The organism is Spirochaetota bacterium (assembly GCA_017999915.1).
Classification (GTDB): Bacteria; Spirochaetota; UBA4802; order UBA4802; family UBA5550; genus RBG-16-49-21.
In genome coordinates, this window is sequence record JAGNKX010000002.1 from 277075 (window position 1) to 304048 (window position 26974).

Consider the following 26974-nt stretch of genomic DNA (forward strand, 5'->3'; position numbering starts at 1 on the left):
CCCAAATGATCAGAGATTGAATTTCAACAATACGCTCGTTCCCAGATTCTGTTCGATAAGAAGTGTACCTTTTATCTGTTTGGCCAGCACATTGATCAACCTGAATCCCATGCTTTTTGCCTGATCCAGCGCGGCGCCCTCCGGCAAGCCGACGCCATTGTCGGATACGCCGAGATTGATCCGGCCATCCTCCATCCTGAGCCTGATACCTATTTCTCCGCTCATACCGCCGGGAAAGGCATATTTGACCGCATTGGTAATGAGCTCATTCAGGATAAGCCCGAGGGGCACCGCACGCTTAATATCGAGTTTGACTTCATCGAGATTCATTGAAAGCCGAATAGTCCCTTTATTCATGGCATAGGATTCGGCAATCATGTTCACCAGGTCCCTGATGTAGTCGGACAGATCAATTCTATCAAGGTCATCCGACTGGACCAGCTTATCGTATATGGCCGACATCGCGTCGATGCGGGAACGCGCGTCATGAAAAATCCGCCGGCTGTCCTCATCGGGTAATCTATCAACCTCGAGATTGAGCAGACTGGCGATGACATTCATATTGTTCTTCACCCGGTGCTGGAGCTCCTTCATCAGGACTTCTTTTTGCCTGAGGGATTTTTCCAGTTCATTTTCGATCCTTTTGAGTTCCGATATGTCCTTGGATACGCCCATGAACCCGATGAGCCGTCCTTCCGGGTCCCGTAATACGTTGACGGTATTATCAACCCATACCGTGGAGCCGTTCTTGTGGTATTCCTCGAGAATGATGCGGGTGTTGGGGTTCAACCCCCGCTCGACATCGGGCATCTTATGTTCGTACAGTTCATAAATCACTTTCAGTGATTCCGGGGTGAACATATCCTCCAGTGTTCGACCTATGACTTCGTCCGGCTCAAAGCCGCGTAATTTTCTGATAGACGGGCTTATATATGTAAAGCATAGATCAGAATTGAGGAGCCAGATAACATCGTCAGTGTTTTCGGCCAGGAGCCGGTACAATGATTCACTTTCCCTGAGGGCTTGCTTGATCTTCAGTCTCTCGGTGATGTCATGGAGGACCTCGATAGCCCCGATCTTGCTGCCGCTGGAATCAAAGAGCGGTGATGCCACTCCCCATATATACGCACCTGCGTCCTGATTCAGATGAGCCACATGAGTTTCCGCATATACGCTATTCCCGACTCGCAATACGTAATTATATCTCGACTCCAGTTCCTGAGACGGCTGATCGACGAGATCGACTAGAATAGGCCGCCGCTCCCGGTAAAAGGGAAGAGCGTAGGCATAATCACCCTGCCCGATTATATCCTCCTTCTTGATAGAGGTCAAATCCTCCATGGCTTTATTCCAGAATATTACCCTCCGATCACGATCGACGACAAATGTCGGATCCGGCAGGAATTCGATGATATCATGCATCTGCTGGAAGGCGGTGTTCAATTTCGCCTCGGCCAGTTTGCGTTCGGTTAGATCGCGCGTGACAATAATGACGCAGGGCTCGCCATTATAAGTGATCCTGCTCGCCGACATCTGAAGCGTCTTGATGGTGCCGTTTTTGATGCGTATGGGAACTTCCAGGCCATCGACGCGACCCTTCGACTCCAGTTCCGCCAGCATTCGTATCCGGTCATCCGGATCAAACCACAGGCGAAGATCGCTTACGGCGGAGCGGCCGAGGGCTTCCTCCCGAGCATACCCGGTGAAATTTGTAAAGGTCTTGTTGATTTCCATGATAAGACCGGTGACCATGTGCGTAATGGATGTCGAATCAGGATTGGCGTGAAACATGGTAGAGAAGTTATCCCTGTTGAGGCGGAGAAGCCTGTTCGCCTCATAGAGCTTGAAGGCCATCTTGATCGATGCATCGAGAACCGGGCCGCCGCTGTTTTTAATGACATAGCCGTATGATGCTATCGTATCGGTCAGCTCAACGATCTCCTTTTCCATATATGATGTGAGGAAGACCACGGGTATATCATGGTCTCTCAATATCTCCCTGGCTGCCTGCGTTCCGTCAATCCCTCTACCCAGGTCAATATCCATCAGGATGAGATCGATCCCGTGCTTACCCACTCTACACAGATCGATAGCTTCTTCACCGGTCATTACATGAACGACATTGTAGCCTTCATGCTCCAGTCTATCCGCTTCCAACATTCCGCTAATGACATCATCTTCCACAAGTAACAACGTCTTGGATGCTAATTCCATGCTTAATCCCCAATCTAACCTAAAAGTATATCCCAAAACCTATGTGAATAGTATCTGTATATAGTATACAATATACAGATATAGCATAAATTAATCAAGCAAATTATTGCACAATGCAACCAATTTTTTACATAAATATTACCAAGAAAAATGGAACAGTCTTAAATAACTCGCCCAATTTGGGGAAAAAGACATAAGCGGAAGACAACCGTCAACCATTCAGGCCGATAACGATGATGGAAAAAAAGACAAACGGTGAGGAGCTTTTTTATTATAATGAGAGCTTTATGACCCGCCCGGCGGTGTTGGTAACGAAGCTGCGCTGGACCAGCTCATCAAAGGTGATCATGTTGTCCTCGAACTTGATGAAATCCTCCTTCAGGATCCACACGCTCACGTGCTCGCTGCCACCCCTGGAGGTCCATTTCCATCCGATAACCATGCCGGCGATATGGTCTTCGCTGAAGATGCTCCGGCAGGAGTTGATGGTCTGGACCACGTCACGGAGGTTCCGCCGCACCAGGGTCACGGCGACATTCTCAAAGGGCTGGTCGTAATTTCCCTTGGTGTCGATATCAACGCCCAGGTAAAGCTTATTGCGGTCCCCCGATTTCTTGTCGAAGTAAAAGCCGATGCTTCCCTTGTCGACGGCAAGCTTCTTCTTCTCAACGATATCGCCGGCGATGCCGATGAGGTAGCGGATGAACTTGTTATGATACTCCGTTGCCGACGTGGTATACCGCTGGACATCCACCAGGAGATCGGCGTACTTCTCCTTGTTCTGGTCGTTATAGTAGTCCAGTATCTTCTGCTCCCGCTCGGTGGTGAGGGCGCAGGTCGCGAAGAATAGCACCGTCAGGAGCATTAAAAAAACGATATATTTTTTTCCGTTGTTCATATCATCTTCCTTATTATGATTGTGTCTGCCGTGGGAACCACGGGTCAGTACGCCGCACCGGCGTCACGGTTTTATGTAACTTTTATGGCGCCGATTAACGACAATTATATCAGTTATGTGCTTCACCTTACCCTCCCGGTGCATGCAATGTCAAGCAGGTTTAGGAATAATTGTTGACCGTGGGGCAAGGATTTATACCGATAACTATCGGCTCTGTACCGATAACTATCGGCTCTGCACCGATAACTATCGGCTCTGCACCGATAACTATCGGCTCTGTACCGATAACTATCGGGCTCTGTACCGATAACTATCGGGCTCTGTACCGATAACTATCGGGCTCTGCACCGATAACTATCGGGCTCTGCACCGATAACTATCGGGCTCTGCACCGATAACTATCGGGCTCTGTACCGATAACTATCGGGCTCTGTACCGATAACTATCGGGCTCTGTACCGATAACTATCGGGCTCTGTACCGATAACTATCGGGCTCTGTACCGATAACTATCGGGCTCTGTACCGATAACTATCGGCATATTTACTAATTTCTCTGGAACCGGACACATGAACAGAATCACACTACGGATATCCGCAGCCTGTATCCTCTTAATCCTTTTCTCGGGCTGCGGAAGCAGTGTCAGCTATAATCTCAACCCCGGCGGCCGCCACGTCCGCACCGGCATAGAACGCTTCATCGGCGGCCCGGTAAAGAAATACAGGGGACGCAAGGCAGCCCTGGTGACCAACCACTCCGGCTATGACTTCGACCTGAGGCAGAATATCCAGCTCCTGCGGGACAGCGGCGTCACGGTGTCCATGGTCCTGGCGCCGGAGCATGGCATTTACGGATATAAAAACGACCTCGACTTCCATCCCGTGTCGTTCGACCGGATCATCAACTGCCATATCTACAACCTCTACGGCATTAACCGGAACACACTCAGGTACCTGATACAACAGGTGGACATCGTGATCTTCGACATACAGGACATGGGCATGCGCTGCTACACCTATATCACGAACCTGAAGGATATCATGGACGCCATGGACGGCCTTGACCGGGAGCTCATCGTCCTCGACCGCCCCAACCCCGTTGGCTTCCTGGGCATCGACGGCTCCTTCCTGGAAAAGCGCTATGCCACGAAGTACGTGAGCGCCTTCCCCGCGCCGTTCCTGTACGACATGACCATAGGCGAATCGGCCCGGTACTACCGGGGCCAGTTCAGGCCGAAGGTTAAGCTCAGGGTGATCAACATGGGCGGGTATTCCCGGCGCGGGCTCTTCAACAAAACGGGGCTCCCCTGGATACCGCCCTCGCCGAACCTGCCGACCTACGAATCGGCCATCGTGTACACCGCCATTGTTCTCATGGAAGGGATAAACCTTTCCCTCGGCCGGGGAACCACCAAGCCCTTCGAGTATATCGGCGCGCCATGGATCGAGCCGGTATCCTTCTGCAAAAAGTTGGAAGAGCTCAAACTGAAGAGCTTCAGGTTCAAACCGGTCTACTTCAAGCCTACCTTCAGCAAGTACGCCAACATGCGCTGCGGCGGCGCCCAGATCTTTTACACCGGCGGCAAATTCAGTCCCACTGAAACGGCCTATCGCATCATCGGGGCCGTCATGAAGAACTATCCCTACCTCGCCCAATGGGTGCGGTTCGGGCCTTTTTATGACATCGATGGACTGGCCGGCACCGACAAGTTCAGGGTGTACATTCAGGCCGGGAAGCCCTGGAAGGAATTCATTAAGGCAACTGCGCCGGGGATCAAAGAATACAGGAAAAAAAGAAGGAAATATACGCTCTACTGAAATTAAATCTCTCGCAGAGTCACAGAGACGCAGATTGATTATCAAATTTATCTCTGCGCCCCTGCGTCTCCGCGAGAAACAAAAAATGCAGGATACAATTATGGATAAACAATGGGTACTTATCACCGGTGCGAGTACCGGAATCGGCAGGGCCTGCGCGGAACAGCTCGCGTCCCGGGGGTTCGGCGTGTATGCCTGCGCGCGCAAAAAGAAGGACCTCGACGACCTGGAGAAGATCGCCGGTGTCGTGCCGGTAAAGCTCGATGTGACAAGCCCGAAGGATACATCTGCCGCCCTCGCCTTTGTCATGAAAAGGAAGACCGGCCTCTATGGCCTGATCAACAACGCCGGCATTGCCGTTGCGGGACCGCTGATAGACATATCCGATGCCGACATGGAGCGGCAGCTGGACGCGAATATTTTAGGCGTCCACCGGGTGACGCGGACCTTCCTGCCCCTTCTCATCGAATCAGCCGGAAGGATCGTGATGATGTCCAGCGATTCCGGCTTTTTCGCCACTCCCTTCACCGGACCCTACTGCGCGAGCAAGTTCGCTCTAGAAGGCTACTCAGACTCCCTGCGCCGCGAGCTTCTCCTGTGCGGCGTGAAGGTCGTCATCATAGAGCCGGGCCGAGTGGCCACGCCCGTCTGGGACAAGACCGAGGAAATCCTGAACATGAAAGGCACCTCCCCCTTCATTGAAACGGCCCGGAAAATCGGAGAGCAGGCCGTCAGGAAGGGCAGAACCACCGGCCTTCCGCCGGAAGCCATTGCCCGGATGGTGCATAGGGCCCTGACGAAAAAACAGCCGCGCCTGCGGTACCTGGTGGCGCCATCGACGCTGAAATACAGGATCGTCAAGGTCCTGCCCGCATCCATGGTTGACAGGATGGTGAAGAAAGAGCTCGAAAAAGAATGATAATCAATCAATGGCACTTCTTGAAAGAAAAACTTGACATTATTTAAGTATTTTATTATATTCTTAACAATCAAATAGTTGAGGATATGACACCATGACAGTGAACCCCAAACGATGCCCACAGAACCATACATGCCCGGCTGTGCGGTATTGCCCCCATGGGGCAATTGAACAAAAAGGGCATGGACTGCCTGCCATAAACGAAAGCAAGTGCCAGCATTGCAGCGCCTGCGTAACCTTCTGCCCGATGGGAGCGATTGAAGAATGATGCGTGAAAATGAAAGTACATTAAGCAAGAATAAACCGAGAAGGATCCCCTGGGGCCTTGTGCTGGGCATCGGCATCGGCGGAATCGCCGGTTTTCTCTTTTATTACTTTATCGGCTGCAGCACCGGAACGTGCCCCATCACGTCAAACCCCTATGGAAGCATTCTCCTCGGCGCGCTGATGGGCGCCATGGTATCCAGGCTGTAGAAAAGACACTGAGTCCGCTGCCATCGCCGCCCTATGATTGGTGCGATAAATGTTCTATTTTTTTCCGGGCATAAGCGAGGAAAGACGCAGGCCGAGTTTCATCAATCCTGACCGGATGAAATTAAAGCGCCACGCGGACTTTTTCAAATCATGGCCGCAATTGGCGCATGTTGATGAATACCATGCAAAACCGGTATGACATTCAGGGCATTTCCAGTATTGGTCCTGTTCCGACAACCACCGGTTAACGCCATTCTTTTTAATACTCTCCAGATTAACAGGCACCTGCTCCAGATGGGGGAGCAGGGCTTTCATCTTCTGCCAATCAGAGAACAGCTTACAGGGATAATCGCCGCAGTCAATGCAGTGATCCATCTTCTTTTCGATGGCGCAGGTGCGTATTTTACAGACTCTGCAGTTGACAAATAGGGAATCGGATTTACAGCCGTGGCAGGCCAGCTCAAAGGGCTTTGAATCATCATAGGGGATGCCGACGGCCTTGTGGATCGCCTTCACGGCGGATTCATTCCAGAAGGAGGCAAAAGCTGTATTATGACCGGTCTGGTAGGCATGCATTATATCGCAGGCCCCGCAATAGATCCCGCAGTATGAATCATAATTGAAGTATTTCATGATATCTCCCCGCAATCACCAGATATAAGGCAGTAGGCGATACTTTACTTTTTGCGAATAATTCGCATACCCTTCCAGTTCAGCCTGCAATGTCTTATCCTCCAAACCGGTGCGTATGACCAGCAGGGCAACCGAAACCGCCGACGCCATCAGCCCGTACAGGGATCCGAGTATGATCGGGATCATAAGGTTCGAGAGGATGAAGCCGACATAGCCGGGGTGCCTCACGAATCGGTACGGCCCCCCCGTCGCGACCTGATGGCCGCGCTCTGTCTGGAGCCGGACCATGGTCGAAAAGAACCTGTTCGAAACCATGGCCCATGTCGACACCATGGAAGCGAGGAAATACGCCAGCACGGCCATGACACGGATACCGGCATTGATCTCAACGCTCCAACAGAGCCTGTAATCAAGACCGGCAATGACATAGAGCCCGAAATAGGGTACGATGCCTGCGGCGCTCAGCGCCCTGTCCCATTTTTTCACGTTCTCTTTTTTCCTGCCGCGCTCCTCGATCACCTCCGCTGGAAGGACGAAGAGGTTGACTATAAGGATCGCGATGCTCACGCCTATGAAAATCCACGCCCATTGCCATCGCACGGTCCAGGCGGATAAAAAAAGCACCACCCCGATAAGAATGAATGTCAGAAGAACCTGGATCATTCGTTTCACTATATTTTTATTCATGGCCCGCCCTCACGCATTTACCGTATATTAACCGGATATGTGAAAAATAATTGACATTGAACGGTAACACCTTTATCGAATCTGTCAATTACATAACCGATAAGCCGGCGCCATGGAAACGAAAAAACCGTGTAACCTGTCAAGGGCCTGTCGTTACAAAGCAGTATGCCGCACAATTCACGCCATCGCAGGTAAACCATGCGGATCATAATCGATTATCTCTACGCGAACCAGATTGTCGGACTGGCCACGACAATGATTCTTATCCTGGGCATCATCTTCTTCATTACAGAGGTGTATCCCTTTAATAATTCAAAAAATCTTCCCGCGACAAAAAAAATATATTACCGCATTCTCATCGGAGGGGCCGCCGGTGTCTGCGTCTTTCTGATCGCTCAGGCGACCGTTAATCCCTTCAACGTCGGCCGCGCCGGAGCCATCCGCCAGGCCGTGATACTCAACAAGGCCATTGTTTTCACCGATATCTACGCAATGGGGGGATCGGAACTGGCCGATACGCCCCCGCTCCTGCGGGCATGGGTATTGGACCGAAAAACGGGGAAATTGATAACCAGGAAAAGCGTCGAAAGCGAAGACCCCATCCTGGGGGCCAATGAAGATTCTCTGCTTATCGGGGAGGAAGATGAATGTTACCTGGCCGATGACAGGCTGCGGACCAGGACACGTCTTGTTAAGAACGGAATGTACGGCAAAAAGAAAGTACACAGATTCGCTTTTCACAACGGGGCGCTGGTGCTATCCTTCAAGGATTTTTCGGAATCCCGCGTACCGTTGCCCCTCTCTGCCATGCGGGGCGCCGTAAAAAGCGATGTGGAGCTCAAATACCTGGACACGGACCGGGAAACTTACCGGGTGACGAGAAGGGTCAACGGCAGGATGATATGGCAGCTTGACCGGACTGAAGGGGCCATGCGGGAGCACATACCGGAGATACTCTACGAGTCTCCCGCAAACGATCTGTACCTGTTATGGACCGAATACCGTCTCCTGGCCGTGTCGAAAAGAACCGGGAAGACCGCGTGGACGTTCTGGTATTGATTCTTTAGCCTGGGGTTTAAACCCCGGGCTAGCAGAAGGCATACCATCTTACAGATCCAAAAATTCAAAAAATTTCTTCAATTCTTCCGGGAGCTGGCCGCTATCGTCCTGGTATTTCTTGAAACGGCGCTCATAGGCCTCCACTTCCTTCTTGTGGATGTTCTTGTAGCGCGTCGCCGGCTGGGTGAAGGCGGGCATCGATTCGAGCCTTCCCCTGAGCTCCTTGCGGAAGGGGATGTGGCGGAAGAACATCTCGCGCACCACGTTGTTGAGCTTCATGATCCCGTCCTTTTCGTACATGACCCACTGTATATAGTCGTCGGCGAAGCGGTCCCGGTTGTTGCGGATGCTGCGAAACTTCTCCTCGATCTTCTCTTTCGCCTCCTGGGAAAGCTTCGACATCTTTTTAAACGTGTTGGCGTAATCGAAATACTCGCCCGTCACCCCTCCCTCTATCGGGTCGGCCCACATGGCGCCCTTGATGTCCCGGTTCAGCTCCCACCGGAAGCTGGCGAATGTGTGGACGAGGCTCTTCATCAGGTCGCCCATGAAGAATATGGGGACCACGATCCGCCCGCGGCTCCTCTTGTTGGTGCCGGTCATATCCTGCCAGAGAAGGGTCCTCGAGCCGAAGATCGGAAGGAGAATAAAATACGGGACCACCTCTTCCTGTATGATCTCGCGGGCCTCGCCGATCTTGAGCACCGTTTCGCGGTAGAACACTGAAAAATCAATGTTACGGACCTCCTTGGTGATGGTCTCGATCTTCTGCTTGTTGTTGTATATCTGCTTCAGGCTTCCCCGTACCATCAGCGCCGTCAGGATCGGGAAGGCGGTTGCCGTGGAACCGGAACAGATGGCGGATGTGGTGGCCAGGCGCTGCCCTATTTCGTACATCACTTTGCCGATATTCTCGTCGACCTTCTGCTCCTCCTCGCGCTCTTTCCTGGATTTATGCTTTTCCATCTCCTCGAGGTGCCCCTGGTAGGTGAGGCCCATCTCGGTGATGCTCGGCTCCACCTTGCCTTCGTATATCATGTTCAGGAACTCGGTTTCCATGAGCACGGGTATGTCCCTGCTCTTTTCCCGCGACCGGGAAAGGTCCGACAGCTCCGTCACCTGGCTTTCTTCAAGGAGACCCTCGTCGAGGAAGCCGAAGCTCAGCATCATCTGCACCGGCCGCGGCACGGCGCTCTCGCTGCGGCTGCGGATGTACGCCTGCTTGTAAAGGTCCCAGTAGAGGGCGGTAATCTGTCTCCTGAGCTTTCTTCCCTCCGGCTCGGTATTGAAAGGATTCTTGGCGCTCTTGAATTCATTGAGGCTCTTCAGCAGCTTCGTCCTGAAATCCTTCGGCATCAGGGCGAATTCGAAGATCTGGTGGATCGACTTGTTGAGGGCCCCCGTCGAAATGACCGCCGGCGCTTCCCGCTTTGTCGCGGTCTCCCCGCCCGTTCTCGCCGAGGAATAATAGCCATGGATCTTCCGGATCCCGGGGAACAGGGCCGTCATCTTTCTGCCGCACAGCTCCTCGTACAGGGCGTTCAGCTTGACCACCAGGCTGAGCAGGTTCTTGACGAAGTCGGCGGAGCACTTGCCGCTCCGTTCCCATTCGCTCAAGCCTCCCCGGTCGACCAGGTACGAAGCCCAGCTGTCGTCATCGCCAAAGAGGATTGCCAGCTCATTGTCCACGAAATGACAAATCTCCTGGACGCGGTCGAGGGATGATATCAAGCTCTCCGAGAGGCCGTCATACATGCTTGACGCCATGGTCGGGTCAGACCTGAACATGGAGATGACGACGTTCTGGTCGAGCTGCAGTGTCCTCAGTATGAAGTCATCGTACTTGGTGCCGGGATGTTCCTGCACCGCTTCGGGAAGGAGGTATTTTTTATCCAGGGAGGGACTGTTGTCGACGATGAGGAATCGCGCGTCAAATTCCGCCGGGAAGGAGCCGCCCTTCGACTTGAACTTCTTGTGTATCTCCTCGGCATTGCGGTGAAGGCGCTCGGAGGCGTTGGTTTCCGACATCTCGCGGTACATGAGGGCCATGTTGTCGGACATCATGCACACGGTCTGATACAGCTTCGTGTATTTGGCGACGATGACGCCGACCGTTTTGATGTTGTTGTTCACGTGCTTGAGGATATTGAGCGCCTGGCCCGGATCTGAATCGGCGAAGCCCTGGATCCCGCCGCGCGGGATCGGGTACCGGGCAACCGTGGCGTCAGTCACGGCCCGCAGGCTTTTCCGATAGGCTCCGCTCAGATGGTCCGAAAAGCCGGAAAGAAGGGCCTTGCCCGATATAAGGCCGACACGCACGCTCTTGGAAATGATAATGCTCCGGTCAAGGCCGTCATATTCATCGGAAGCGGAGAGTATCTCCAGGGTGCCGTTCTGCAGCATGAACAGTCCGGACGGGTTTTCACCCTGGACGAAGATCACGTCCCCGGCCTTAAATGTTAGAGCGCTATCAGCCATATCATCATCCTATTACGATTTCAACGTCTTCATGTATTCATCCCACTCGGTGGGAAGCAGATATTTCTTCTTGTTGTTGCACTCCTTGCAGGCCGCAACGATATTTATCTTCTCGGATGTGCCTCCGCGTCCCAGGGGGATTTTGTGATCCATGGTCAGCTCGCGGGGCGGGAACTTTTTCCCGCAGTAATGGCAGATACCGGTCGCTATCTTTCTCCGCCACCATGCCGAATGGCGCAGTTCGCGCGCCTTTCTCTTCTCCCTGCCAATATGGGCGTCATCGGAAACAGTATCGAAATGTACCATCATAATTATAACCGCCGCCGGCACAGGCGCCCCGCGGCTCCGGGCGAATATCCATATCAGGGCGACCTTTAAATATATTTCGGCGATATATTATTTGTCAATAATTATTATTCAATAAATTATTTGTATTGACAATATATATAAAAAGCAGAAAGAGGGAGATTTATAGAAGTCGTCATAACCATGTTGTACGGGGCTTTCATGGCGAATAGCTCATTGATAGGCCCAGGATTTACTCCGTGATGTGGCCCGGCTACGCGGCTCCCGAGCCTTGTTGAAGGGCGGTAACCGATCAGTCCACCAAGCAAAGCGGCGCAGTGAGTAATTCGACCTGTTTCGAAAAGGTCGGCACAGGTCGCGCAGGTAAGGCCTGTTGAACTGCCGAAGGACGTTTTGCCATAGTCGCGACGGAATGAGAAACAAGAATACCTGATGCTATGACGCTACTAATACATAACAAAACCATAAGGATACTATGCTATTTACCGAATTAAACCTCCACCCCTCAGTCATGGGGGGTATCCAGGACGCGGGCTTTGTAGAATGCACGCCGGTGCAGGAAGCGACCCTCCAGAAAAGCCTCGTCGGCACCGACGTCATGGTGCAGTCGCAGACCGGCACGGGTAAAACCGCAGCCTTTCTCATCACCATTTTCAACCTGTTCCTGACCGAAGAAAAGTACCGCCACAAAAAAGCGCTCGTTCTTACTCCCACCAGGGAGCTCGCCGTGCAGGTGGAGCAGGACGCCATACTTCTGGGCAAGCAGACCGGACTCAAGACCGGGTGCTTTTACGGCGGCGTCGGATACGCCACCCAGGACCGCCTCCTCAAGGAAGACCTGAACATTTTTATCGGCACGCCGGGCCGCCTGATCGACTACCAGAAATCGCGCAAGATCGATTTCCTCAAGTTCGAGATACTTATCATCGACGAGGCGGACCGGATGTTCGACATGGGCTTCATGCCCGACATCCGCTACATGATAAAGCACATGGTACAGCCGGAGAGACGCCAGACCATGCTCTTCAGCGCCACCCTGGACCAGCGCGTCAAGCACCTCGCCTGGGAATACATGAACGAGCCCGTGGAGATCGAGATTAACCCGGAGCATCTCACCGTGGAGCTCATCACCCAGGAGTTGTACCACGTGGGCAAGGACGAAAAGTTCAATCTCCTCCTGGGGCTCATGCAGAAGGAAAAGCCGAAGAGCGTCCTCATCTTCACCAATATGAAGCGGACCGCGGAGCGCGTGTCAAAGCGCCTCAACGCCAACAATATCACCAACGACTACATATCGGGCGACCTTCCGCAGAGCAAGCGCCTGCAGATCATCGACGCCATCAAGGCGGGCGAGACCGAAATACTGGTGGCCACGGACGTGGCGGCCCGGGGCCTCCATATCGAGGACCTCGACATGGTCATCAACTACGACCTGCCCGATGACTGCCAGAACTACGTTCACCGCATCGGCAGGACGGCCCGGGCGGGCAAGACCGGCAGGGCCATCTCCCTCGCCTGCGAGGAGGACGTGTTCAACCTGGGGCCGATAGAGAAGCTCATCGGCATGAAGATCCCGGTGAAATGGGCCGAGGAGGGCCTTATCGTGGAAGCGGCAGGCGCGCCGATCCACAGCGGCCGCAGGGAGCGCGGCGATCGACGCGGCGACAGGCCGCGGAGCGGAAGGGGCCAGGGACGTGACCGTGACCGCGGTAGGGACGGAAGCCGCAGGCCCCGTAGCGAAACACCTCGGCGCGAGCCGCGTGAGCGCCCCGCCGCAGTCGAAGGCGCCTACCCGGCAGCGGATGAGCAGCGCCGCGAGTCCCGTCGTGAGCCCCGCAGGGAACCCCGCAGGGAACCGCGCCGCGAGCAGAGACAATCACAGCCGGCCCCGCCCGTGGATCGCCAGATCCATCAGGCCACAGGCGCCGAAGGCGCCGACGACCAACAGGCTAAAAAACGCAAACGTCGCAGAAGGGGCAAGAAACCGGCCGCGGAAGGAGCGGTCCAGGCCCAACCCCAGGCGCCGGCACAGGGCCGGGAACCGCGCCGCGAGCGGGAAAAGCGCCGCGAGCCGCGCCAGAACCAGGGCAGAGACCAGCATCGTAAAAGGCAGCCGGCCCTTTCCAGGGACGCGTCGCCGGAAGAACGCCTTGAATATTTTAAAAACAAATACGGCGAAAATTTCGAGAAGGCCGGCAGGATCATCGGAGACGAGAAAAAGCAGAAACCGAAGACCCTGGTGGAAGGGATCAAGGGTCTCTTCGGCAAGCTCAAGAAAAAGAAGTGATGACAGAAAATCAGCATGGAAACCGCAACAAGTTCCCGCGATAGCGGGAATTTGTTTTTTAATCTTGGTCGTATATGATTTCATCAACTGATGATTCGTTGTATTCATCGGCTGAAATCCGATTCCCTGGAGTGTTCTTGACAAGATAGAAATATAACCGTAATATTATGAATGGAGCCTCCGGTAATGGATATAAAAAAGTGCATTCTTCTAGTTGAAGATGAAGCATTGATAGCAGAGGCAGAATCCGCCACGCTGCAGAGACATGGATATGATGTAATCACCGTGTCCGACGGTGAAAGCGCCATTGAATGTTGTAAAGAAGAAATACAGATAGACATGATCCTGATGGATATCGACCTTGGCGACGGGATGGATGGGCCCGAAGCGGCGGTGATGATCCTTCAGGATCACGATATTCCCCTGGTTTTTCTCTCCTCGCACATCGAAAAGGAGGTTGTTGATAAAACCAGGGAAATCACGAATTACGGCTATATCCTTAAAAGCGCCGGTGAAACGGTCCTCACGGCCAGTATCGACATGGCCTTCAAGCTCTACGAAGCCCATCTCAGGCTCCGAGAAAGCGAATCGCGCTACCGTCTTCTTGCTGATAATTCAAGGGACGTTATCTGGACCATGGATATCTCCGGCGAGTTTACCTATGTAAGCCCATCCGTATTTCATCTTTCCGGCTGGACACCGGAAGAGGCGTATCAGATGACCTATGAGGATTATATCCTCCCACAGTATGTTTCCATGTTCAAGGCAGAACTCATCCATGAACTGTCCCTGCCTCCCGAAAAACGCAGCAAGACTAAATATCTGAATTTCAAACAGTATAAAAAAGACGGGACCATCATCAATGTCGAATCCAACCTTGCCTGGATTTTCGACAAGGATGGGAATCCGATTGGCATCCAGGGGAGCAATCGCGATATCAGCTACCGCAGTTGGATGGAAGAAGCGCTGCGTGATTCAAACGCAAAATACCAAGTAATAATAGAAAATCTCGACATTATTATATATGTCCTTAACCGCGACGGTGTCGCGATGTACATCAGCCCGAACGTAAAAAAATTTGGTTACTCCGAGGATGACATACTCGGACACAGCATGATGGAATTCATCCATCCTGACGATCATGCGCTTGTGCTTGATAGTTTACGGCGCGTTCTTGACAAAGGCGAGGAATTTCCACTGGAACTGCGCATGGTCAGGAAAAACGGCGACCTTGTCTGGGTATTTGAAATCGGCAACATACTGCGGGACGAAAATAATAATTTCGCACAGCTTGTCGGCTGTATGTTGGATATAACTCAGCACAAGCAGGCGGAAGTAGCATTGCGGGAAAGCGAGCGGCGCTATCGGCTGCTGGCTGATAATTCCACTGATGTGATATGGACAATGGACTTAAACGGGCATTTCACCTATATCAGTCCATCGGTGGAAAAAATGACCGGCTGGACACAGGAAGAGTCCATAGGGATGGAATTGGATGATTATGTCCTTCCCGAATATGTGGATTTCATACGCAAAGAGATAGCCAATGAGCTGTCGAAACCAGCTGCTGAAAGAACGCCATCAAAAATGATCGAGATCCAGCAATACGCGAAGGACGGATCTATCCTGTTCGACGAGATAACCGTAACGTGGATTTATGACGAAAAAGGGAAAATTACAGGACTGCAGGGGAGCAACCGCTATATCAACGACCGGAAACGCATCGAGGAAAATCTGCACAGGGCATTGAAGGAAAAGGAGACCCTTCTGCACGAGTTGCAGTACAGGGTTAAAAACAGCATGTCCATCATCAACGGCCTGGTGAGCCTTGAGACTGACCTCTTGCGCGATCCCCACGCTCAGGAAGCGCTGAAGAACATCAGAAACCGCATCCAGTCAATGGCGGCGTTGTACGACCTGCTCTTTCAATCCAATGAGATACGGGAAATAAGGCTCGACAGATACATCGACAAGATGGGGCGGATGCTTCTTGATACCTATACTGGCGAAAAAAGAAGATTCGTCATTGAATCGCGGCTGGACGAGCTGCGCATCGACACAAAACGCGCCATTTCCATAGGTTTAATCCTGAATGAGCTGCTTATGAATGCCGTGAAGCATGGGCGCGACAAGACCGGGGAAAGTACCATACGCCTTGATTTGAAAAACGAAGAGGAAAAAGCCGTCATTGAAGTCGCCAATAAGGATTCCGTGTTCCCGAAGGATTTCAATCCAGAAACATCACAGGGAATGGGGCTGAAGATCGTCAGTATGCTTACAGCACAGCTTAAGGGAAGCCTCGAGTTTCAAAATAGCGGAAACGCTCTTTTCCGGATAATATTTCCGCTCTGATCCGGCAGAAGGAAATTCGGGGGATTTTCACCAACCGCAATAATCGACGGTATTACTCGAAGCGGTCTTCCGGAGTCAGCCGGTAGCCGTTGATGAAGGAGAGGCCGTCAATGATCTTCTTGTTGGCCGGCTGGAGGGACAGTATCTCCACGCAGCCGCCGCCGGTACCGGCGAAAAGGCGCTTTTTCTGGAAACGGATGATGGAGCCGGGCGCGGCGGGAGCGGGAACATCGCCGCCCGGCAGGGACGTCATCCAGATCTTGATGTTCTCACCCCGGAAAGTCGAGAAGGCGACGGGCTTCGGGTTGAGGCCCCGCACCAGGTTATGTATCTCCTCCGCGGACCTGGTCCAGTCTATCATGGCCATGTCGCGGTCGATCTTGCCGCAATAGGTCGCCTGCGACTCATCCTGCTTCAGCGGGACCGCGCTCCCCGACGCGAGCATCGTCACGGCCCTGTCGATCAGCCCGGCGCCGCGGGACGACACGATCTCCATTACGTCGGCCGCGGTCATGGTCCCGTCCAGGGCCAGACGCTCCTGCACGATGATATCGCCGGCGTCCAGCTTTTCGTTGATGAGCTGCACGGTGATGCCGGTCTCCTTCTCGCCCTTGATCAGGGCCCACTGCACCGGCGCCGCGCCCCGGTACTTCGGCAGCAGCGAGGGATGGAGGTTGACGGTCTTCAGGGGCGGATGATCGAAGACCGACCGCGGGATCAGGCTTCCGTAGGCGACAACGGCGTACATGTCCGCCTCAAAGGGGCGCAGCTCCTCCAGGAACCCCGGGTCCTTCAGGCTTTTCGGCTGCAGCACCGGTATGCCGAGCTCCATCGCACGCGCCTTGGCGGGACAGAATTGCACCTCGCGGTTCCTCCCCGCCTCCTTGTCTTCAGCGGTAACGACGAAGGCGATATCATACATCCGCCCCAGGTCGCCGAGGACGCGGGACGCCAGGTCCGGTGTGCCGAAAAATCCTATCTTCATGACCGGGTGTTGAGCTTCTTGATTTTCTTCAACTCCGAGCGGAGCTCATTGCGCCTGTAGTCCTCGAGGTGATCGACGAAGAGAATGCCGTTCAGGTGGTCCACCTCGTGCTGGATGACCCGCGCCAGGAGGCCCTTTGCCTCGAACTCGATCTCCTTGCCGTCGCGGTTGAGCGCCGATACGGATATCTCGACGGGGCGCACCACCTCGCCCATTATGCCGGGGACGGAGAGGCATCCCTCTTCGTAGGGCTCCTCTTTCTTCGAAAACTCCTTTATGACGGGATTGATCAATTCCATGACGATGTTTTTCTTGTTGTCATCAATATCGAGGGTGACGACGCGCCGGGACCGGTCCACCTGCGGAGCCGCCAGGCCAAGGCCCTTGGCGCGGTACATGACGTTGAACATGGTATCGATGAAATCTATAAGCGCTCCATCGATGGTGGTTACTTCTTCGGCTATTTTTCTCAGCGTGTCATGGCCGTAATAAATAAGATCGATCGCCATGGGGACCTCTTTCCTTTTCAATATTCCTTTCATAGCGTTGAATCATGGAAACGGTTCTCATCCTGTCAATTGTTTATTTCCATGATACATCGGGATTGCCCCCGCAGATTTCAACGGCGGGAACATCACCAATCCAATTATTTGAATATATAACAAAGGGCGGAACAGAGAAAGAATTTTTGCAAGGATATTAAAAAAAATTGATAATCCCTTCGCGACACTAAACGGATCCGCCGCCGGGAATCGGGCGTTGGATTCACCGCCGCTCGGTGCCCGTTGATTCGGGTTCAATCGCCAATTTCTTCTTGTCAAAATAGTACTGGCCGTCAAGGTGGAACATGATAATTTCGCCGGCCCGCCGGCCACTGGAACAGACTATGATGCAGAAACCTAAAGATCGTCTCATGCGCTATTTCTCACCGAATAATATAGCCGTTGTCGGAGCCTCGTCGAAAAACATATGGTTCAACAACATCCTTACCTATGCCGGGCGGATCGGCTTCAAGGGACGATTCTACCCGGTGAACCCCGGCGCGATGGAGGTATGCGGCGTTCCGGCTGTGCCATCGGTGGCTGACCTGCCCGAAGGCGTCATCGATTTCGCCGCTGTGATCGTGCGAAGCAGCCTGGTCCTCGATACCGTGCGGGCCCTGGCCGGGCGCGGCACCAGGAACATCCTTCTCGTATCATCGGGCTTTTCCGAAACGGGCGAAGATGGGGCGCGGCTCCAGAAAGAGCTTGTTGATTTCTGCAGGGCCAATGACGTGGCCCTCCAGGGGCCCAACTGCCTGGGATTCCTGAACGTGGCGGAAGGCTCCAGCGTTTTCGCCGGCGGCTCAATCGAGGGGGACCTCATCCCCGGGAACATAGGCATCGTCGGCCAGAGCGGCGCCTCCAGCGAGGTTATCGCCACCAAGATACTCAAAAAAGGATTGGGGATATCCCTTTTCGTATCCTCCGGCAACGAGGCGGTCATAACCTTCGAGGACTGCCTTGAGCACATGGTGAACCATGGCACGACACGGGTCATCGCCGGCTTCATCGAGGGATTCAAGGACGTGACGCGCCTCAGAAACATAGCCCGGGAGGCCGCGCGGAAAAGCATCCCCATCGTGGTCATCAAGGTGGGGCGCTCCGAAAAAGGGGTGATGGCGGCCCGCTCCCACACCGGGGCCATGGCGGGAAACGACGCCATCACCGACACCTTTCTCCGCCAAAACGGCATCATCCGTGTAGATACAATAGAAGAAATGATAGAAACGGCGGGAATCCTTTCCCGGTGCCCCCTCCCTGCCGGCGGACGACTGGCCGCGTGCACTCTTTCGGGAGGCCTGGCCGGCGTATACGCTGACCTGTGCGGCTCCCTTTCCATCGACCTGCCCGATTTCACGCCGGCCACGATCGGCGCCCTCAGGGAGGCCCTGCCCCCCTTCGCCCAGCCGGGAAACCCCCTGGACGTGACCGGTTCGGGGTTCACCAGCGGCATGGACCGGGTCCTGAAAATTCTCATCGATGACGAAAATACCGACCTCATCGCGACCCTCTCCTTTCCGCCCGACGAGACAAACGCCGCCCTGACGGAGAAGTACAACGACTATATCCTGTCGCACATGGCGGCGACATCAAAGCCGATCATACCCATCACCTTCAGGGAAGTGAGCGATTACGCGAGGAAGTTCTACCGCGACAGGGGCCTGTATTATATCGAACATACCCGCGACGGATTCAAGGCCATGGCGAACCTGATCAGCTACGCCAAATTCAGGAGGAAATTGGCCATGGAAGAGGCGGGTAAATAATGAAAAAACCAATTTTGTTTTTAGTCATTACCGTAAAATAGTATTGACATAAAATACCCATATTGTTTTATGTACATCGCTAACGAGGGGTTGTAGCTCAGTTTGGTTAGAGTACCTGCCTGTCACGCAGGGAGTCGCGGGTTCGAGTCCCGTCAACCCCGCAAACTTACACGCTGCCCGAACCTTTTGGTCCGGGCAGTGCTGTTTTAAACCCGTACAGCATGACTAGATGTCATTCTCCATGCAGAATTTTATAAATATTTTCTGAATATTCTTTCGCTACCTCGAGTATCTCCCTTTTCCATTTACCAGGAAGATTCCTGAAAATTTCTTTCACCTTATCAACCTGGTCTTCATGAGTTGCAAGATAATCACCCAGGCCTGTTGCGGTTTCGAGGTCCTTGACCTTCTTCTCCTTCTTACTTCTTCTGGCGCTCACCTGCAACTTATGCAGGACAAAGGCTGACGGCTCCGGTACTCTTACCGGATAATTATTATATGGAATGATTATGGTGTGGTCTTGCAATAAATCCACATACCGCAGGCCCTGGGCTCGCACATTAATTTCGTTGATGATGTGGGGACCGTCTTTTCCTCTTCCCTTCTCAGGGATAATGAATTCAACTTCCAGGTCGGGATGAATGAATTTTGAATTGCCGCTAAGATGGGAGAATTCCTCTACAAAGTCTAGCTCTTCAAGCATCTTTGAAATATCAACCTTATGTTTGATCTTTGGAGGATTGGGTACAAGGAAATCCAGATCAACAGTTCTTACTGCTGGCATGGTATCAGCATCTTTAAATATATCACGGTACAGATAAAGGCACCAACTGCCTATGAGAATAATGTCCATTAAAACACCGGTTTCACCGAGTTTGATTATTATTTCATGAAACAGCTTAAATCTTTTTTCCACCCAAGGTCCTCTCTATCTCAACAATCTGCTCATTGGTATTCTTCAGCAGTGATTCCAGTTTCTTTCTCTTTCCGATCTTCTCTTTAAGTCTTCTTACTTCATCTGAATCGGCTGGTCCGATATAATCAGTTTTAACTTTATCATTACTGCGGTAAGCCCTATATGCATATTCACTTCCCTTTCTGTTTTTTATTGAGAGGGATCCGGATGGCAGTGTGGCTATATCATGATCATAGCGTCTTTTTAACCTTTTCAGCCGCGACAGTTCTTCCTTAAGGACATCTTTAATTGTACTCATGGCTAATTCCTGCTATTGCCCAACATTACCAAATAATTTACAACATGTTGGGCAACCAGTCAAGCAGGAATTGCCCAACAAATAACATATTTTTCAACATTGTTGGGCAACTCCTTTGATATGCATAATATTGGAAATTCACTCAAAAAAGGCTATCAATCCCGATATTGATAAAATATTCCTATTGATCTCATACTTCGCCGATATCCACACCAGCCTGTTCCGTTCTTCATAAAATACCCTGCAGCAAGCTGCCGGGTATTTTGTCGCATAATGTTTTGCGTGCTCTCATGAGATGAGAGCACGCTGCGATCAAAACGCTTTAAATTGAGGAATTTCAGGTAGCTATTGAGCTGCAGCCCGGTTGCGCCCACCTGTTTGGGGAGTTCCTGGTATACTGAAAAAGTTTGTGCTATGTCGTCCTTAGCCCGCAGCCGCTTACACAGCCCAAACCACTTGGTTTGGGCTGTGCTATTTTTTAACCTTCCAAGTCAAGGACGGCTTTGTATCAAAACCACCGTTTTTTATGCTCACCAATCTTACACCATGCAACAAAAAATACTTGTCATATGTCATATGACTCATTACATTGTCTATATGATACGGCATTTCAAGCATAAATGGTTGGAGGAATTCTGGAACAACGGCCGCAACAAAAAGGTGCCGCCAGAAATTGCCGATCGACTTATCAGGAAACTCGACATGCTGAACAGGGCATATGACCTGATTGACCTGCGCGCGCCCCCATCAAACAGGCTCCATCCTCTTGCAGGCGACAGGCAGGGACAATGGGCCATATCGGTCAACGGCCCATGGCGCCTCTGCTTCGAGTTCAGAGAGCACGATGCTTATAATGTCGAGCTCGTTCAATATCATTGAGCAAAGGAGCACAACTATGTTACCAAAGAATAGAAGACCCACGCCTCCGGGAGAGATCCTGAAATATGAATTTATAGAGCCGCTCGGACTCACCCAGCAGCAGCTTGCGGAGCGTCTCGGCATAACCAGGGTCCGGGTCAATGAGATCATCTCCGGGAAGCGCGCCATCACTCCGGACACCGCCATACGTCTCTCCAGGCTTTTCCATACAACCGTTGAATTCTGGATGGGACTCCAGACCGATGTTGAGCTGTGGGATGCAATGAAAGCAGGTGAGAGGGAATATCGAAAGATCATCCCGCTGAAAACAAAAAAGATAGATCGGGAATTAAGTAACGAGAAGGATTGATTGATACCATATCAGGAATCTGGATCAAACTGATTGCCGGGAATACTTCTCATTCAAAAAACGAATTCAATCCAGAAACTGATATGTTCTTCATTCCAATCTCATACCTCGCCGACACCCACACCAGCCTGTTCCGTTCTTCATAAAATACCCAGCAGCAAGCTGCGGGGTATTTTGTCGCATAATGTTTTGCGTGCTCTCATGGAATGAGAGCACGCTGTGATCAAAACGCTTTAAATTGAGGAATTTCAGGTAGCTATTGAGCTGCAGCCCGGTCGCACCGACCTGTTTGGGGAGTTCGTGGTATACTGAAAAAGTTTGTGCCGTGTCGTTTTTGGCCTTCGCAGGATTGCCGTGTGTCACTTCTCATGTTAATTCTATACATCATTTAACTTATCAAATCTACCTTATTTTGACTTAAGCTTCTTCCTGCTTGATTGCACCAACTTAGCAACAAAACGAGAGAATAGCAAGATATCCTGATCAACACTTGCCCTTTCAAGGGCATTCATGTATTCATTGCGTTTTTCAATTGGTATGACAGTCCACGCATACCCGCCTGCAGCCAGCATGATGTTCATTAGAAAACGCGCAATCCTCCCGTTACCATCCATGTAAGGATGTATATATACAAAAACAAAATGACCCAGTACAGCACGAACGCCGGGATCTTTTTCTTCGTTCAATAAATCAAAAAAAGCAGGCATTGCATCGCGCACTGCATCAGGATTCAGCGGTATATGTTTCGACCCTTTAATATATACCTGGTCTTTTCTGTACCCGGCCAGATCAGATGCCTTAAGCAAACCGGCAGTAACGCTCGGGGCAAACAATTCTCTATACCATTTACTGTGATCATTACGTGCAACCAGTCCCGGATTATTCCCTTTCAGGATATCGTTAATACTGTTCTTCACCGCCTGAAATGCCTGCCAGTAACCCCGTGCACCCATGGCATCACGATATTCCTTGTCCAGCGCATCAGTATCCGGCTTCCAATTTCCGGTTCTTACCTTTTGAATTATTTCAGGAGTGATACGATATCCCTCTATCGATAATGAGTTATATGCATCATTGACATATATTTCATCCACTTGCTTTAAATATGCGGCGGCATTCTTGGGCATACCGGGGGATTCAGGAAAATTATCAATGATCGTATTCCGCATTTGCTGCCACATCAGTACAATGCGGTTAACATATGGAGATGTACTCCTCGTTGTTATTATGTGCTGCACCACGTCAGAAAATGGATCAGATTCCCGTATATCATAACCGGCGCTTTTCATGGAACCGATAATATCATTGGCAATACGCCCGCGCCCTACATTACGGAAAGCCCCGGCCAGCCTCCCGGCAACAAGGCTGCGGCCGCCTTCAAGCAGCATGCCCAAAATATCAGAAGAATCTTTCACCATCAACAACGCTGTCCTGGCATCAGTTGGATTCCGGGAAAAATATCCGGGAGAGGTTGAGATCAAGGCCGCGGGTACTGTATACAGATTAAGACCGCCTTTTTGTATGATACTGTCTTCATGGGGCATTGCAGATGCCATATCGAACAATGACGTGCCATGAATTAACACGATTTTATTATTTTTTCCCTTTGGCGAGCGAACCAGCAATTGTTTCGGAACGGATAAATTACCGATGTGAATAGCCAATGATTGCTCCGGAGACAGAAACCATTCCCTGCCGAATCGTTCGTTGCAATATGCCGGAATAAAGTGCCAGAATGACGTAAACCAGAATGTACTGTCTCCATTCTTCTCATCAGGCCTTGTGGAGATATACCAACCCTTTATCACTTCCCGTATAAAGCCGTTCCCAACAAGACGGTCCCGGTGTGTACGTGATATATCCTTTGATTTAATTACAGCTACGCCCTTACTGCTTTGAAACTTCTTCAAAACCTCCAGTGACGACGCTAGTTTTTCTGCCGGTGTTGCCATGCTATTATTATCGGCCTCTTTTAATCAGTCGGGCAATTATTAGTTTATTATGTTGTGTAATTATTAGTATTTTCAGCTGTTCATTATTAAGTATATTCTGTCGATCTTTTTTTAGTATATTTTGTAGTTATTCGATTATTTCTACTCAAAGAAGGCCAATAATCCATTTATTTGAACTTTCTGTTTTTTTAACTCATACCTCGCCGAAATCCACACCAGCCTGTTCCGTTCTTCATAAAATACCCAGCAGCAAGCTGCGGGGTATTTTGTCGCATAATGTTTTATGTGTTCTCATGAGATGAGAGCACGCTGCGATCAAAACGTTTCAAATTGAGGAATTTCAGGTAGCTATCGTGCAGGCGCTTCCATGGCAATCACACGGGCGCGCCCGAACCGCATATTCATGCGCACAGAGGGACCGCATCGAGGAGAGAATGAATTTCATGTCGAGGGATAATTCCCGAGTCATTCACTTTTCGTTCCCTGTTCAGCCACACCGACATGATCCGCGTGTCATTGGCTCCCTTGATGTCGGTGTCCAGCCTGTCGCCTATCATGAGGGCCTGATCCGCGGCGCAGCCCAGGCGCTCCAGGCAGCAGGCGAATATCTCCCTTCGCGGCTTTCTGCAGCCCACCTCGCCCGAAATGACAATGCTCCGGAAATAGCGCTCTATGCCGCTTTTGCCGATCTTTTCCCGCTGCAGGTCCGGTGTCCCGTTTGATATCAACGCCATCGGCGCGTTCAGATCCCGGAGACGGTCCAGGAAGGGAATCGCGTCATCAAAGAGTACGTGTTTCGCTCCCCTGACTTCCCTGAACAGATCGGACAGCTCCGCCGCGAGCATATCATCCCTGATGCCATGGCGGGCCAGGGCGTTGATCCAGGTCTGTATCCGGTAATGATCCCTGTGCCTGCGCAATTCCTTTTCCATGGCCGATTCACCGGAAAACTCCGCCCACAGCGCCTCATGGGAGGCGATGCCGATGCTTTTGGCGTAATCGTGAACCGGCAGGGAATACCACAGTTCCCTCGCGCAGGTTCGCGCCGTTGTAACGAATTCCTCCGGGTCGACCGGGTGCCGCCGTTGCAGGCGCCGGGCTACGGCAAGAAACGACCGGTATGCCGAATCCTCTTCAACGAGAAGCGTATCATCCAGGTCCAATAATACGAACATGGGACCCATTTGTTCCTTAAAAAACATGGGGTCAAGTCAATTTCCCGCGACAGATCCGGCCCGGACCATGTTCACTTCTACTCTTTCATTTTAAAAAAAGCCGGCCTGCTCCTTCTTTTATCGTTGCAATCAAAAAAACTATTGCCAATTCCCCCGGACACGTTATACTTTTATAAAATGCACCATGGCAAGCTACGGGATATTATGCAGCATATTGTTTTCGCGCTCTCAACCCCGGAGCAGGGTTCCGGATTTGCGCGCGTTGCGATTAAAAATACAGGGGTATCTCCATGAAGAAATTAAAATGGCTCGGCATCATCTTAACCGGGGTGTTTCTCACCCTCCTGGTGGTTATTTATGGCACGACCTTTCACCCCGCCCCGATGCAGAGCGAAACCTTCGTTTCACTGCCGGCGACGCCGCTCTTGAAGCCCGGGCAGAAGATCAGGATACTCTCCTGGAACATACAATACATGGCGGGAAAAAACTACGTCTTTTTCTACGACCTTCTCAAGGGCGACGGTCCCGATGAGCGGCCTTCCCCGAAAGATATAACCGCCACCCGCGCCGAAATCGCCCGGGTGATCATCGACGAGAAGCCGGACATCATCCTCCTGCAGGAGCTCGACCAGGGCTCCATGAGGACCGATTACGAGGACCAGGTCGCGAAGCTCCTCGCCCTGCTTCCCAGGGAATACTCCGCGTACACTTCCACGTTTTATCACAAGGCCGCCTTTGTTCCGCACCCGAGGATCAGGGGAAGAGTGGGACTGAAGCTCGCGGTGATCTCGAAATACATGATAAGCAAGGCGGTGCGGCACCAGCTGCCGATCATTCCAGACAACATCATCGTCAAGCAGTTCAATTTCAAGCGCTGCGTCCTTGAGACGCGCATTCCCGTGGAGGGACAGAACGACCTGGCGGTATTCAACACCCACTTTGACGCCTTCGCCCAGGGATCGGACACGATGGACAGGCAGGTCCTCTTTGTCCTGGGCCTTCTCGACCGGGCCGCCAAAGACGCTTCCGGATGGTTAATGGGAGGAGACTTCAACCTGCTGCCTCCGGGGAAATCCTACGATCGCCTCCCGCCGGAACAGCGGGCCTATTTCAACAGGGAGAGCGAGCTTGCGCCCCTGTTTGCGAAGTATCGCTCCATTCCGTCCCTTGATGAGATCAACGGACCCGATTATCACAAATGGCTGAGCCATTATCCCAACGACCCGTCGGTGAAGGGCCCGGACAGGACCATTGATTTCATTTTCTACCCTGCTTCTTTGGAAGTGAAGGAACACTACATCCGTCAGAAAGACACGTTGAGGATATCCGACCACCTGCCCCTTGTGGCGGAGATAATCGTTCCCAAAGCACAGTAGGATATCACATCAGCATGGTTCGTACCCGGCCCCTGGAAGGGCGCCGGGTCAGGGGCTATGCCTCGTGAATTTTTCCATGTATACCATGCTCTTATCGCTGTCATAGGGAACTTTTTTATATATGGCGTAATTCATGCTTTTATACAGGCTGATATTGTCATGGCTCAATTCCCCGGTGAAGAGCTCAAAGCGGACGATGTCGCTGTCCGCGGCGAATTCCGATTCGAGGCGCTCAATAAGCCTTTTCCCCAATCCCTTTCCCTGAAACGCGGGATGAACCATCAGCCTGCCGACATGGCAGGTGTTTCCATCTTTTCTTCCCCTTATTGAGCCTATGATCGTATCGCCGGCAACCAGCTTTAAAAAGAGCGCGGAGCCGTATTCTTCGGTTATTTCTTCGATGGTCTGGGTAAGAGGCGGTATCGTAAAATCGTTATAACGGCTGGCTTCCTTCTGATAGGCCAGGTGCTGAAGATCGAGGATCTCTTTTAAATCATCTCTGCCGGCTTTTTCAATTATTGCATTCAAATCTGTTATCCTGTTCAGGGCAGCCACTTCCATATCAGTGGATGAAAATCACCATTATGGCTGCGCAGGCGATGATTTCCGGTTA

Annotated in this window: 25 protein-coding genes and 1 tRNA gene; 12 read left to right on the plus strand and 14 right to left on the minus strand. The window is 51.9% G+C overall.

The window, feature by feature from the left end:
- Positions 1-9 precede the first annotated feature (9 nt).
- Positions 10-2214: a PAS domain S-box protein gene (locus KA369_05270; GenBank protein MBP7735367.1), complete on the minus strand. Its 2205-nt coding sequence runs from the start codon at positions 2212-2214 to the stop codon at positions 10-12.
- A 271-nt stretch (positions 2215-2485) separates the two neighbouring features.
- Entirely contained in the window at positions 2486-3112 is a 627-nt protein-coding gene (locus tag KA369_05275; protein ID MBP7735368.1) for a hypothetical protein, read from the minus strand.
- 568 nt (positions 3113-3680) lie between these two features.
- Between KA369_05275 and KA369_05280 the strand changes: the two genes are divergently transcribed.
- The 4 genes from KA369_05280 (at position 3681) to KA369_05295 (ending at position 6321) form a co-directional block, all read left to right on the plus strand.
- Entirely contained in the window at positions 3681-4928 is a 1248-nt protein-coding gene (locus KA369_05280) for a DUF1343 domain-containing protein (protein ID MBP7735369.1), read from the plus strand.
- A gap of 100 nt (positions 4929-5028) precedes the next feature.
- A complete protein-coding gene (locus KA369_05285; protein MBP7735370.1) occupies positions 5029-5847 on the plus strand; it encodes an SDR family oxidoreductase in 819 nt (272 codons plus the stop codon).
- 94 nt (positions 5848-5941) lie between these two features.
- The gene (locus KA369_05290) at positions 5942-6115 is read left to right on the plus strand and encodes a 4Fe-4S binding protein (protein MBP7735371.1); all 174 of its coding nucleotides are present in this window, start codon (positions 5942-5944) and stop codon (positions 6113-6115) included.
- The gene (locus KA369_05295) at positions 6115-6321 is read left to right on the plus strand and encodes a hypothetical protein (protein ID MBP7735372.1); all 207 of its coding nucleotides are present in this window, start codon (positions 6115-6117) and stop codon (positions 6319-6321) included. The genes KA369_05290 and KA369_05295 overlap by 1 nt, the downstream gene beginning before the upstream one ends.
- A gap of 54 nt (positions 6322-6375) precedes the next feature.
- Here KA369_05295 and KA369_05300 read toward each other — a convergent pair whose 3' ends face one another.
- Both KA369_05300 and KA369_05305 read right to left on the minus strand, forming a co-directional pair.
- The gene (locus KA369_05300) at positions 6376-6954 is read right to left on the minus strand and encodes a DUF3795 domain-containing protein (protein MBP7735373.1); all 579 of its coding nucleotides are present in this window, start codon (positions 6952-6954) and stop codon (positions 6376-6378) included.
- A 15-nt stretch (positions 6955-6969) separates the two neighbouring features.
- Positions 6970-7641: an isoprenylcysteine carboxylmethyltransferase family protein gene (locus tag KA369_05305; GenBank protein MBP7735374.1), complete on the minus strand. Its 672-nt coding sequence runs from the start codon at positions 7639-7641 to the stop codon at positions 6970-6972.
- Between the two features lie 198 nt (positions 7642-7839).
- Between KA369_05305 and KA369_05310 the strand changes: the two genes are divergently transcribed.
- On the plus strand, positions 7840-8700 hold the full coding sequence (locus KA369_05310) for a hypothetical protein (GenBank protein ID MBP7735375.1): 861 nt from the start codon (positions 7840-7842) through the stop codon (positions 8698-8700).
- A 48-nt stretch (positions 8701-8748) separates the two neighbouring features.
- On the opposite strand, the gene KA369_05315 is transcribed toward KA369_05310, so the two are convergent.
- Together KA369_05315 and KA369_05320 are read right to left on the minus strand one after the other, a co-directional pair.
- Positions 8749-11178 carry a cyclic nucleotide-binding domain-containing protein gene (locus tag KA369_05315; GenBank protein ID MBP7735376.1) on the minus strand — a complete coding sequence of 810 codons (2430 nt, stop codon included), beginning with the start codon at positions 11176-11178 and terminating at the stop codon, positions 8749-8751.
- Between the two features lie 12 nt (positions 11179-11190).
- Positions 11191-11484 (minus strand): HNH endonuclease, encoded by a 294-nt coding sequence (locus KA369_05320; GenBank protein MBP7735377.1) that lies wholly within the window; start codon positions 11482-11484, stop codon positions 11191-11193.
- 475 nt (positions 11485-11959) lie between these two features.
- Between KA369_05320 and KA369_05325 the strand changes: the two genes are divergently transcribed.
- Positions 11960-13771 carry a DEAD/DEAH box helicase gene (locus KA369_05325; protein ID MBP7735378.1) on the plus strand — a complete coding sequence of 604 codons (1812 nt, stop codon included), beginning with the start codon at positions 11960-11962 and terminating at the stop codon, positions 13769-13771.
- A 186-nt stretch (positions 13772-13957) separates the two neighbouring features.
- On the plus strand, positions 13958-16123 hold the full coding sequence (locus KA369_05330; protein ID MBP7735379.1) for a PAS domain S-box protein: 2166 nt from the start codon (positions 13958-13960) through the stop codon (positions 16121-16123).
- 52 nt (positions 16124-16175) lie between these two features.
- On the opposite strand, the gene fmt is transcribed toward KA369_05330, so the two are convergent.
- The 3 genes from fmt to KA369_05345 form a co-directional block, all read right to left on the minus strand.
- Entirely contained in the window at positions 16176-17108 is a 933-nt protein-coding gene (gene fmt, locus KA369_05335; GenBank protein ID MBP7735380.1) for a methionyl-tRNA formyltransferase, read from the minus strand.
- Positions 17105-17617, minus strand: coding sequence for a peptide deformylase (gene def / locus KA369_05340; protein MBP7735381.1), 513 nt, complete (start codon positions 17615-17617; stop codon positions 17105-17107). Before def ends, fmt begins: the two co-directional genes overlap by 4 nt.
- A 256-nt stretch (positions 17618-17873) precedes the next feature.
- A complete protein-coding gene (locus tag KA369_05345) occupies positions 17874-18023 on the minus strand; it encodes a hypothetical protein (GenBank protein MBP7735382.1) in 150 nt (49 codons plus the stop codon).
- Here KA369_05345 and KA369_05350 point away from each other — a divergent pair.
- Together KA369_05350 and KA369_05355 are read left to right on the plus strand one after the other, a co-directional pair.
- On the plus strand, positions 18022-19416 hold the full coding sequence (locus KA369_05350; protein ID MBP7735383.1) for a CoA-binding protein: 1395 nt from the start codon (positions 18022-18024) through the stop codon (positions 19414-19416). The two genes, KA369_05345 and KA369_05350, sit on opposite strands and share 2 nt — an antisense overlap.
- 86 nt (positions 19417-19502) lie before the next feature.
- Positions 19503-19577: transfer RNA gene (locus tag KA369_05355), tRNA-Asp, on the plus strand.
- A 71-nt stretch (positions 19578-19648) separates the two neighbouring features.
- On the opposite strand, the gene KA369_05360 is transcribed toward KA369_05355, so the two are convergent.
- Positions 19649-20332, minus strand: a complete 684-nt coding sequence (locus tag KA369_05360) for a hypothetical protein (GenBank protein ID MBP7735384.1) — start codon at positions 20330-20332, stop codon at positions 19649-19651.
- On the minus strand, positions 20316-20630 hold the full coding sequence (locus KA369_05365) for a hypothetical protein (GenBank protein ID MBP7735385.1): 315 nt from the start codon (positions 20628-20630) through the stop codon (positions 20316-20318). The genes KA369_05360 and KA369_05365 overlap by 17 nt, the downstream gene beginning before the upstream one ends.
- Positions 20631-21227: 597 nt before the next feature.
- On the opposite strand from KA369_05365, the gene KA369_05370 reads away from it, so the two are divergent.
- Together KA369_05370 and KA369_05375 are read left to right on the plus strand one after the other, a co-directional pair.
- On the plus strand, positions 21228-21509 hold the full coding sequence (locus tag KA369_05370; protein ID MBP7735386.1) for a type II toxin-antitoxin system RelE/ParE family toxin: 282 nt from the start codon (positions 21228-21230) through the stop codon (positions 21507-21509).
- Positions 21510-21525: 16 nt separating this feature from the next.
- Positions 21526-21858: a HigA family addiction module antidote protein gene (locus KA369_05375; protein MBP7735387.1), complete on the plus strand. Its 333-nt coding sequence runs from the start codon at positions 21526-21528 to the stop codon at positions 21856-21858.
- A gap of 407 nt (positions 21859-22265) precedes the next feature.
- Here the strand turns inward: KA369_05375 and KA369_05380 are convergent, their stop codons facing one another.
- Positions 22266-23810 carry a Fic family protein gene (locus KA369_05380; GenBank protein ID MBP7735388.1) on the minus strand — a complete coding sequence of 515 codons (1545 nt, stop codon included), beginning with the start codon at positions 23808-23810 and terminating at the stop codon, positions 22266-22268.
- 401 nt (positions 23811-24211) lie between these two features.
- Complete coding sequence (locus KA369_05385) at positions 24212-24985, minus strand: HAD-IA family hydrolase (GenBank protein MBP7735389.1); 774 nt, start codon at positions 24983-24985, stop codon at positions 24212-24214.
- 290 nt (positions 24986-25275) lie between these two features.
- On the opposite strand from KA369_05385, the gene KA369_05390 reads away from it, so the two are divergent.
- Positions 25276-26361 (plus strand): endonuclease/exonuclease/phosphatase family protein, encoded by a 1086-nt coding sequence (locus KA369_05390; GenBank protein ID MBP7735390.1) that lies wholly within the window; start codon positions 25276-25278, stop codon positions 26359-26361.
- Between the two features lie 48 nt (positions 26362-26409).
- On the opposite strand, the gene KA369_05395 is transcribed toward KA369_05390, so the two are convergent.
- Positions 26410-26922, minus strand: coding sequence for a GNAT family N-acetyltransferase (locus KA369_05395; protein ID MBP7735391.1), 513 nt, complete (start codon positions 26920-26922; stop codon positions 26410-26412).
- Positions 26923-26974 lie beyond the last annotated feature (52 nt).

Bases quoted from the DNA above. Each gene is read 5' to 3' on its own strand.
- KA369_05365 (MBP7735385.1), bottom strand. From the start codon at position 20,630: ATGAGTACAATTAAAGATGTCCTTAAGGAAGAACTGTCGCGGCTGAAA.
- def (MBP7735381.1), bottom strand. From the start codon at position 17,617: ATGGCGATCGATCTTATTTATTACGGCCATGACACGCTGAGAAAAATA.
- KA369_05295 (MBP7735372.1), top strand. From the start codon at position 6,115: ATGCGTGAAAATGAAAGTACATTAAGCAAGAATAAACCGAGAAGGATC.
- KA369_05315 (MBP7735376.1), bottom strand. From the start codon at position 11,178: ATGGCTGATAGCGCTCTAACATTTAAGGCCGGGGACGTGATCTTCGTC.
- KA369_05285 (MBP7735370.1), top strand. From the start codon at position 5,029: ATGGATAAACAATGGGTACTTATCACCGGTGCGAGTACCGGAATCGGC.
- KA369_05370 (MBP7735386.1), top strand. From the start codon at position 21,228: ATGATACGGCATTTCAAGCATAAATGGTTGGAGGAATTCTGGAACAAC.
- KA369_05305 (MBP7735374.1), bottom strand. From the start codon at position 7,641: ATGAATAAAAATATAGTGAAACGAATGATCCAGGTTCTTCTGACATTC.
- KA369_05380 (MBP7735388.1), bottom strand. From the start codon at position 23,810: ATGGCAACACCGGCAGAAAAACTAGCGTCGTCACTGGAGGTTTTGAAG.
- KA369_05275 (MBP7735368.1), bottom strand. From the start codon at position 3,112: ATGAACAACGGAAAAAAATATATCGTTTTTTTAATGCTCCTGACGGTG.
- KA369_05270 (MBP7735367.1), bottom strand. From the start codon at position 2,214: ATGGAATTAGCATCCAAGACGTTGTTACTTGTGGAAGATGATGTCATT.
- KA369_05385 (MBP7735389.1), bottom strand. From the start codon at position 24,985: ATGTTCGTATTATTGGACCTGGATGATACGCTTCTCGTTGAAGAGGAT.
- KA369_05290 (MBP7735371.1), top strand. From the start codon at position 5,942: ATGACAGTGAACCCCAAACGATGCCCACAGAACCATACATGCCCGGCT.
- KA369_05375 (MBP7735387.1), top strand. From the start codon at position 21,526: ATGTTACCAAAGAATAGAAGACCCACGCCTCCGGGAGAGATCCTGAAA.
- fmt (MBP7735380.1), bottom strand. From the start codon at position 17,108: ATGAAGATAGGATTTTTCGGCACACCGGACCTGGCGTCCCGCGTCCTC.
- KA369_05395 (MBP7735391.1), bottom strand. From the start codon at position 26,922: ATGGAAGTGGCTGCCCTGAACAGGATAACAGATTTGAATGCAATAATT.
- KA369_05300 (MBP7735373.1), bottom strand. From the start codon at position 6,954: ATGAAATACTTCAATTATGATTCATACTGCGGGATCTATTGCGGGGCC.
- KA369_05330 (MBP7735379.1), top strand. From the start codon at position 13,958: ATGGATATAAAAAAGTGCATTCTTCTAGTTGAAGATGAAGCATTGATA.
- KA369_05280 (MBP7735369.1), top strand. From the start codon at position 3,681: ATGAACAGAATCACACTACGGATATCCGCAGCCTGTATCCTCTTAATC.
- KA369_05325 (MBP7735378.1), top strand. From the start codon at position 11,960: ATGCTATTTACCGAATTAAACCTCCACCCCTCAGTCATGGGGGGTATC.
- KA369_05320 (MBP7735377.1), bottom strand. From the start codon at position 11,484: ATGGTACATTTCGATACTGTTTCCGATGACGCCCATATTGGCAGGGAG.
- KA369_05390 (MBP7735390.1), top strand. From the start codon at position 25,276: ATGAAGAAATTAAAATGGCTCGGCATCATCTTAACCGGGGTGTTTCTC.
- KA369_05350 (MBP7735383.1), top strand. From the start codon at position 18,022: ATGCGCTATTTCTCACCGAATAATATAGCCGTTGTCGGAGCCTCGTCG.
- KA369_05345 (MBP7735382.1), bottom strand. From the start codon at position 18,023: ATGAGACGATCTTTAGGTTTCTGCATCATAGTCTGTTCCAGTGGCCGG.
- KA369_05310 (MBP7735375.1), top strand. From the start codon at position 7,840: ATGCGGATCATAATCGATTATCTCTACGCGAACCAGATTGTCGGACTG.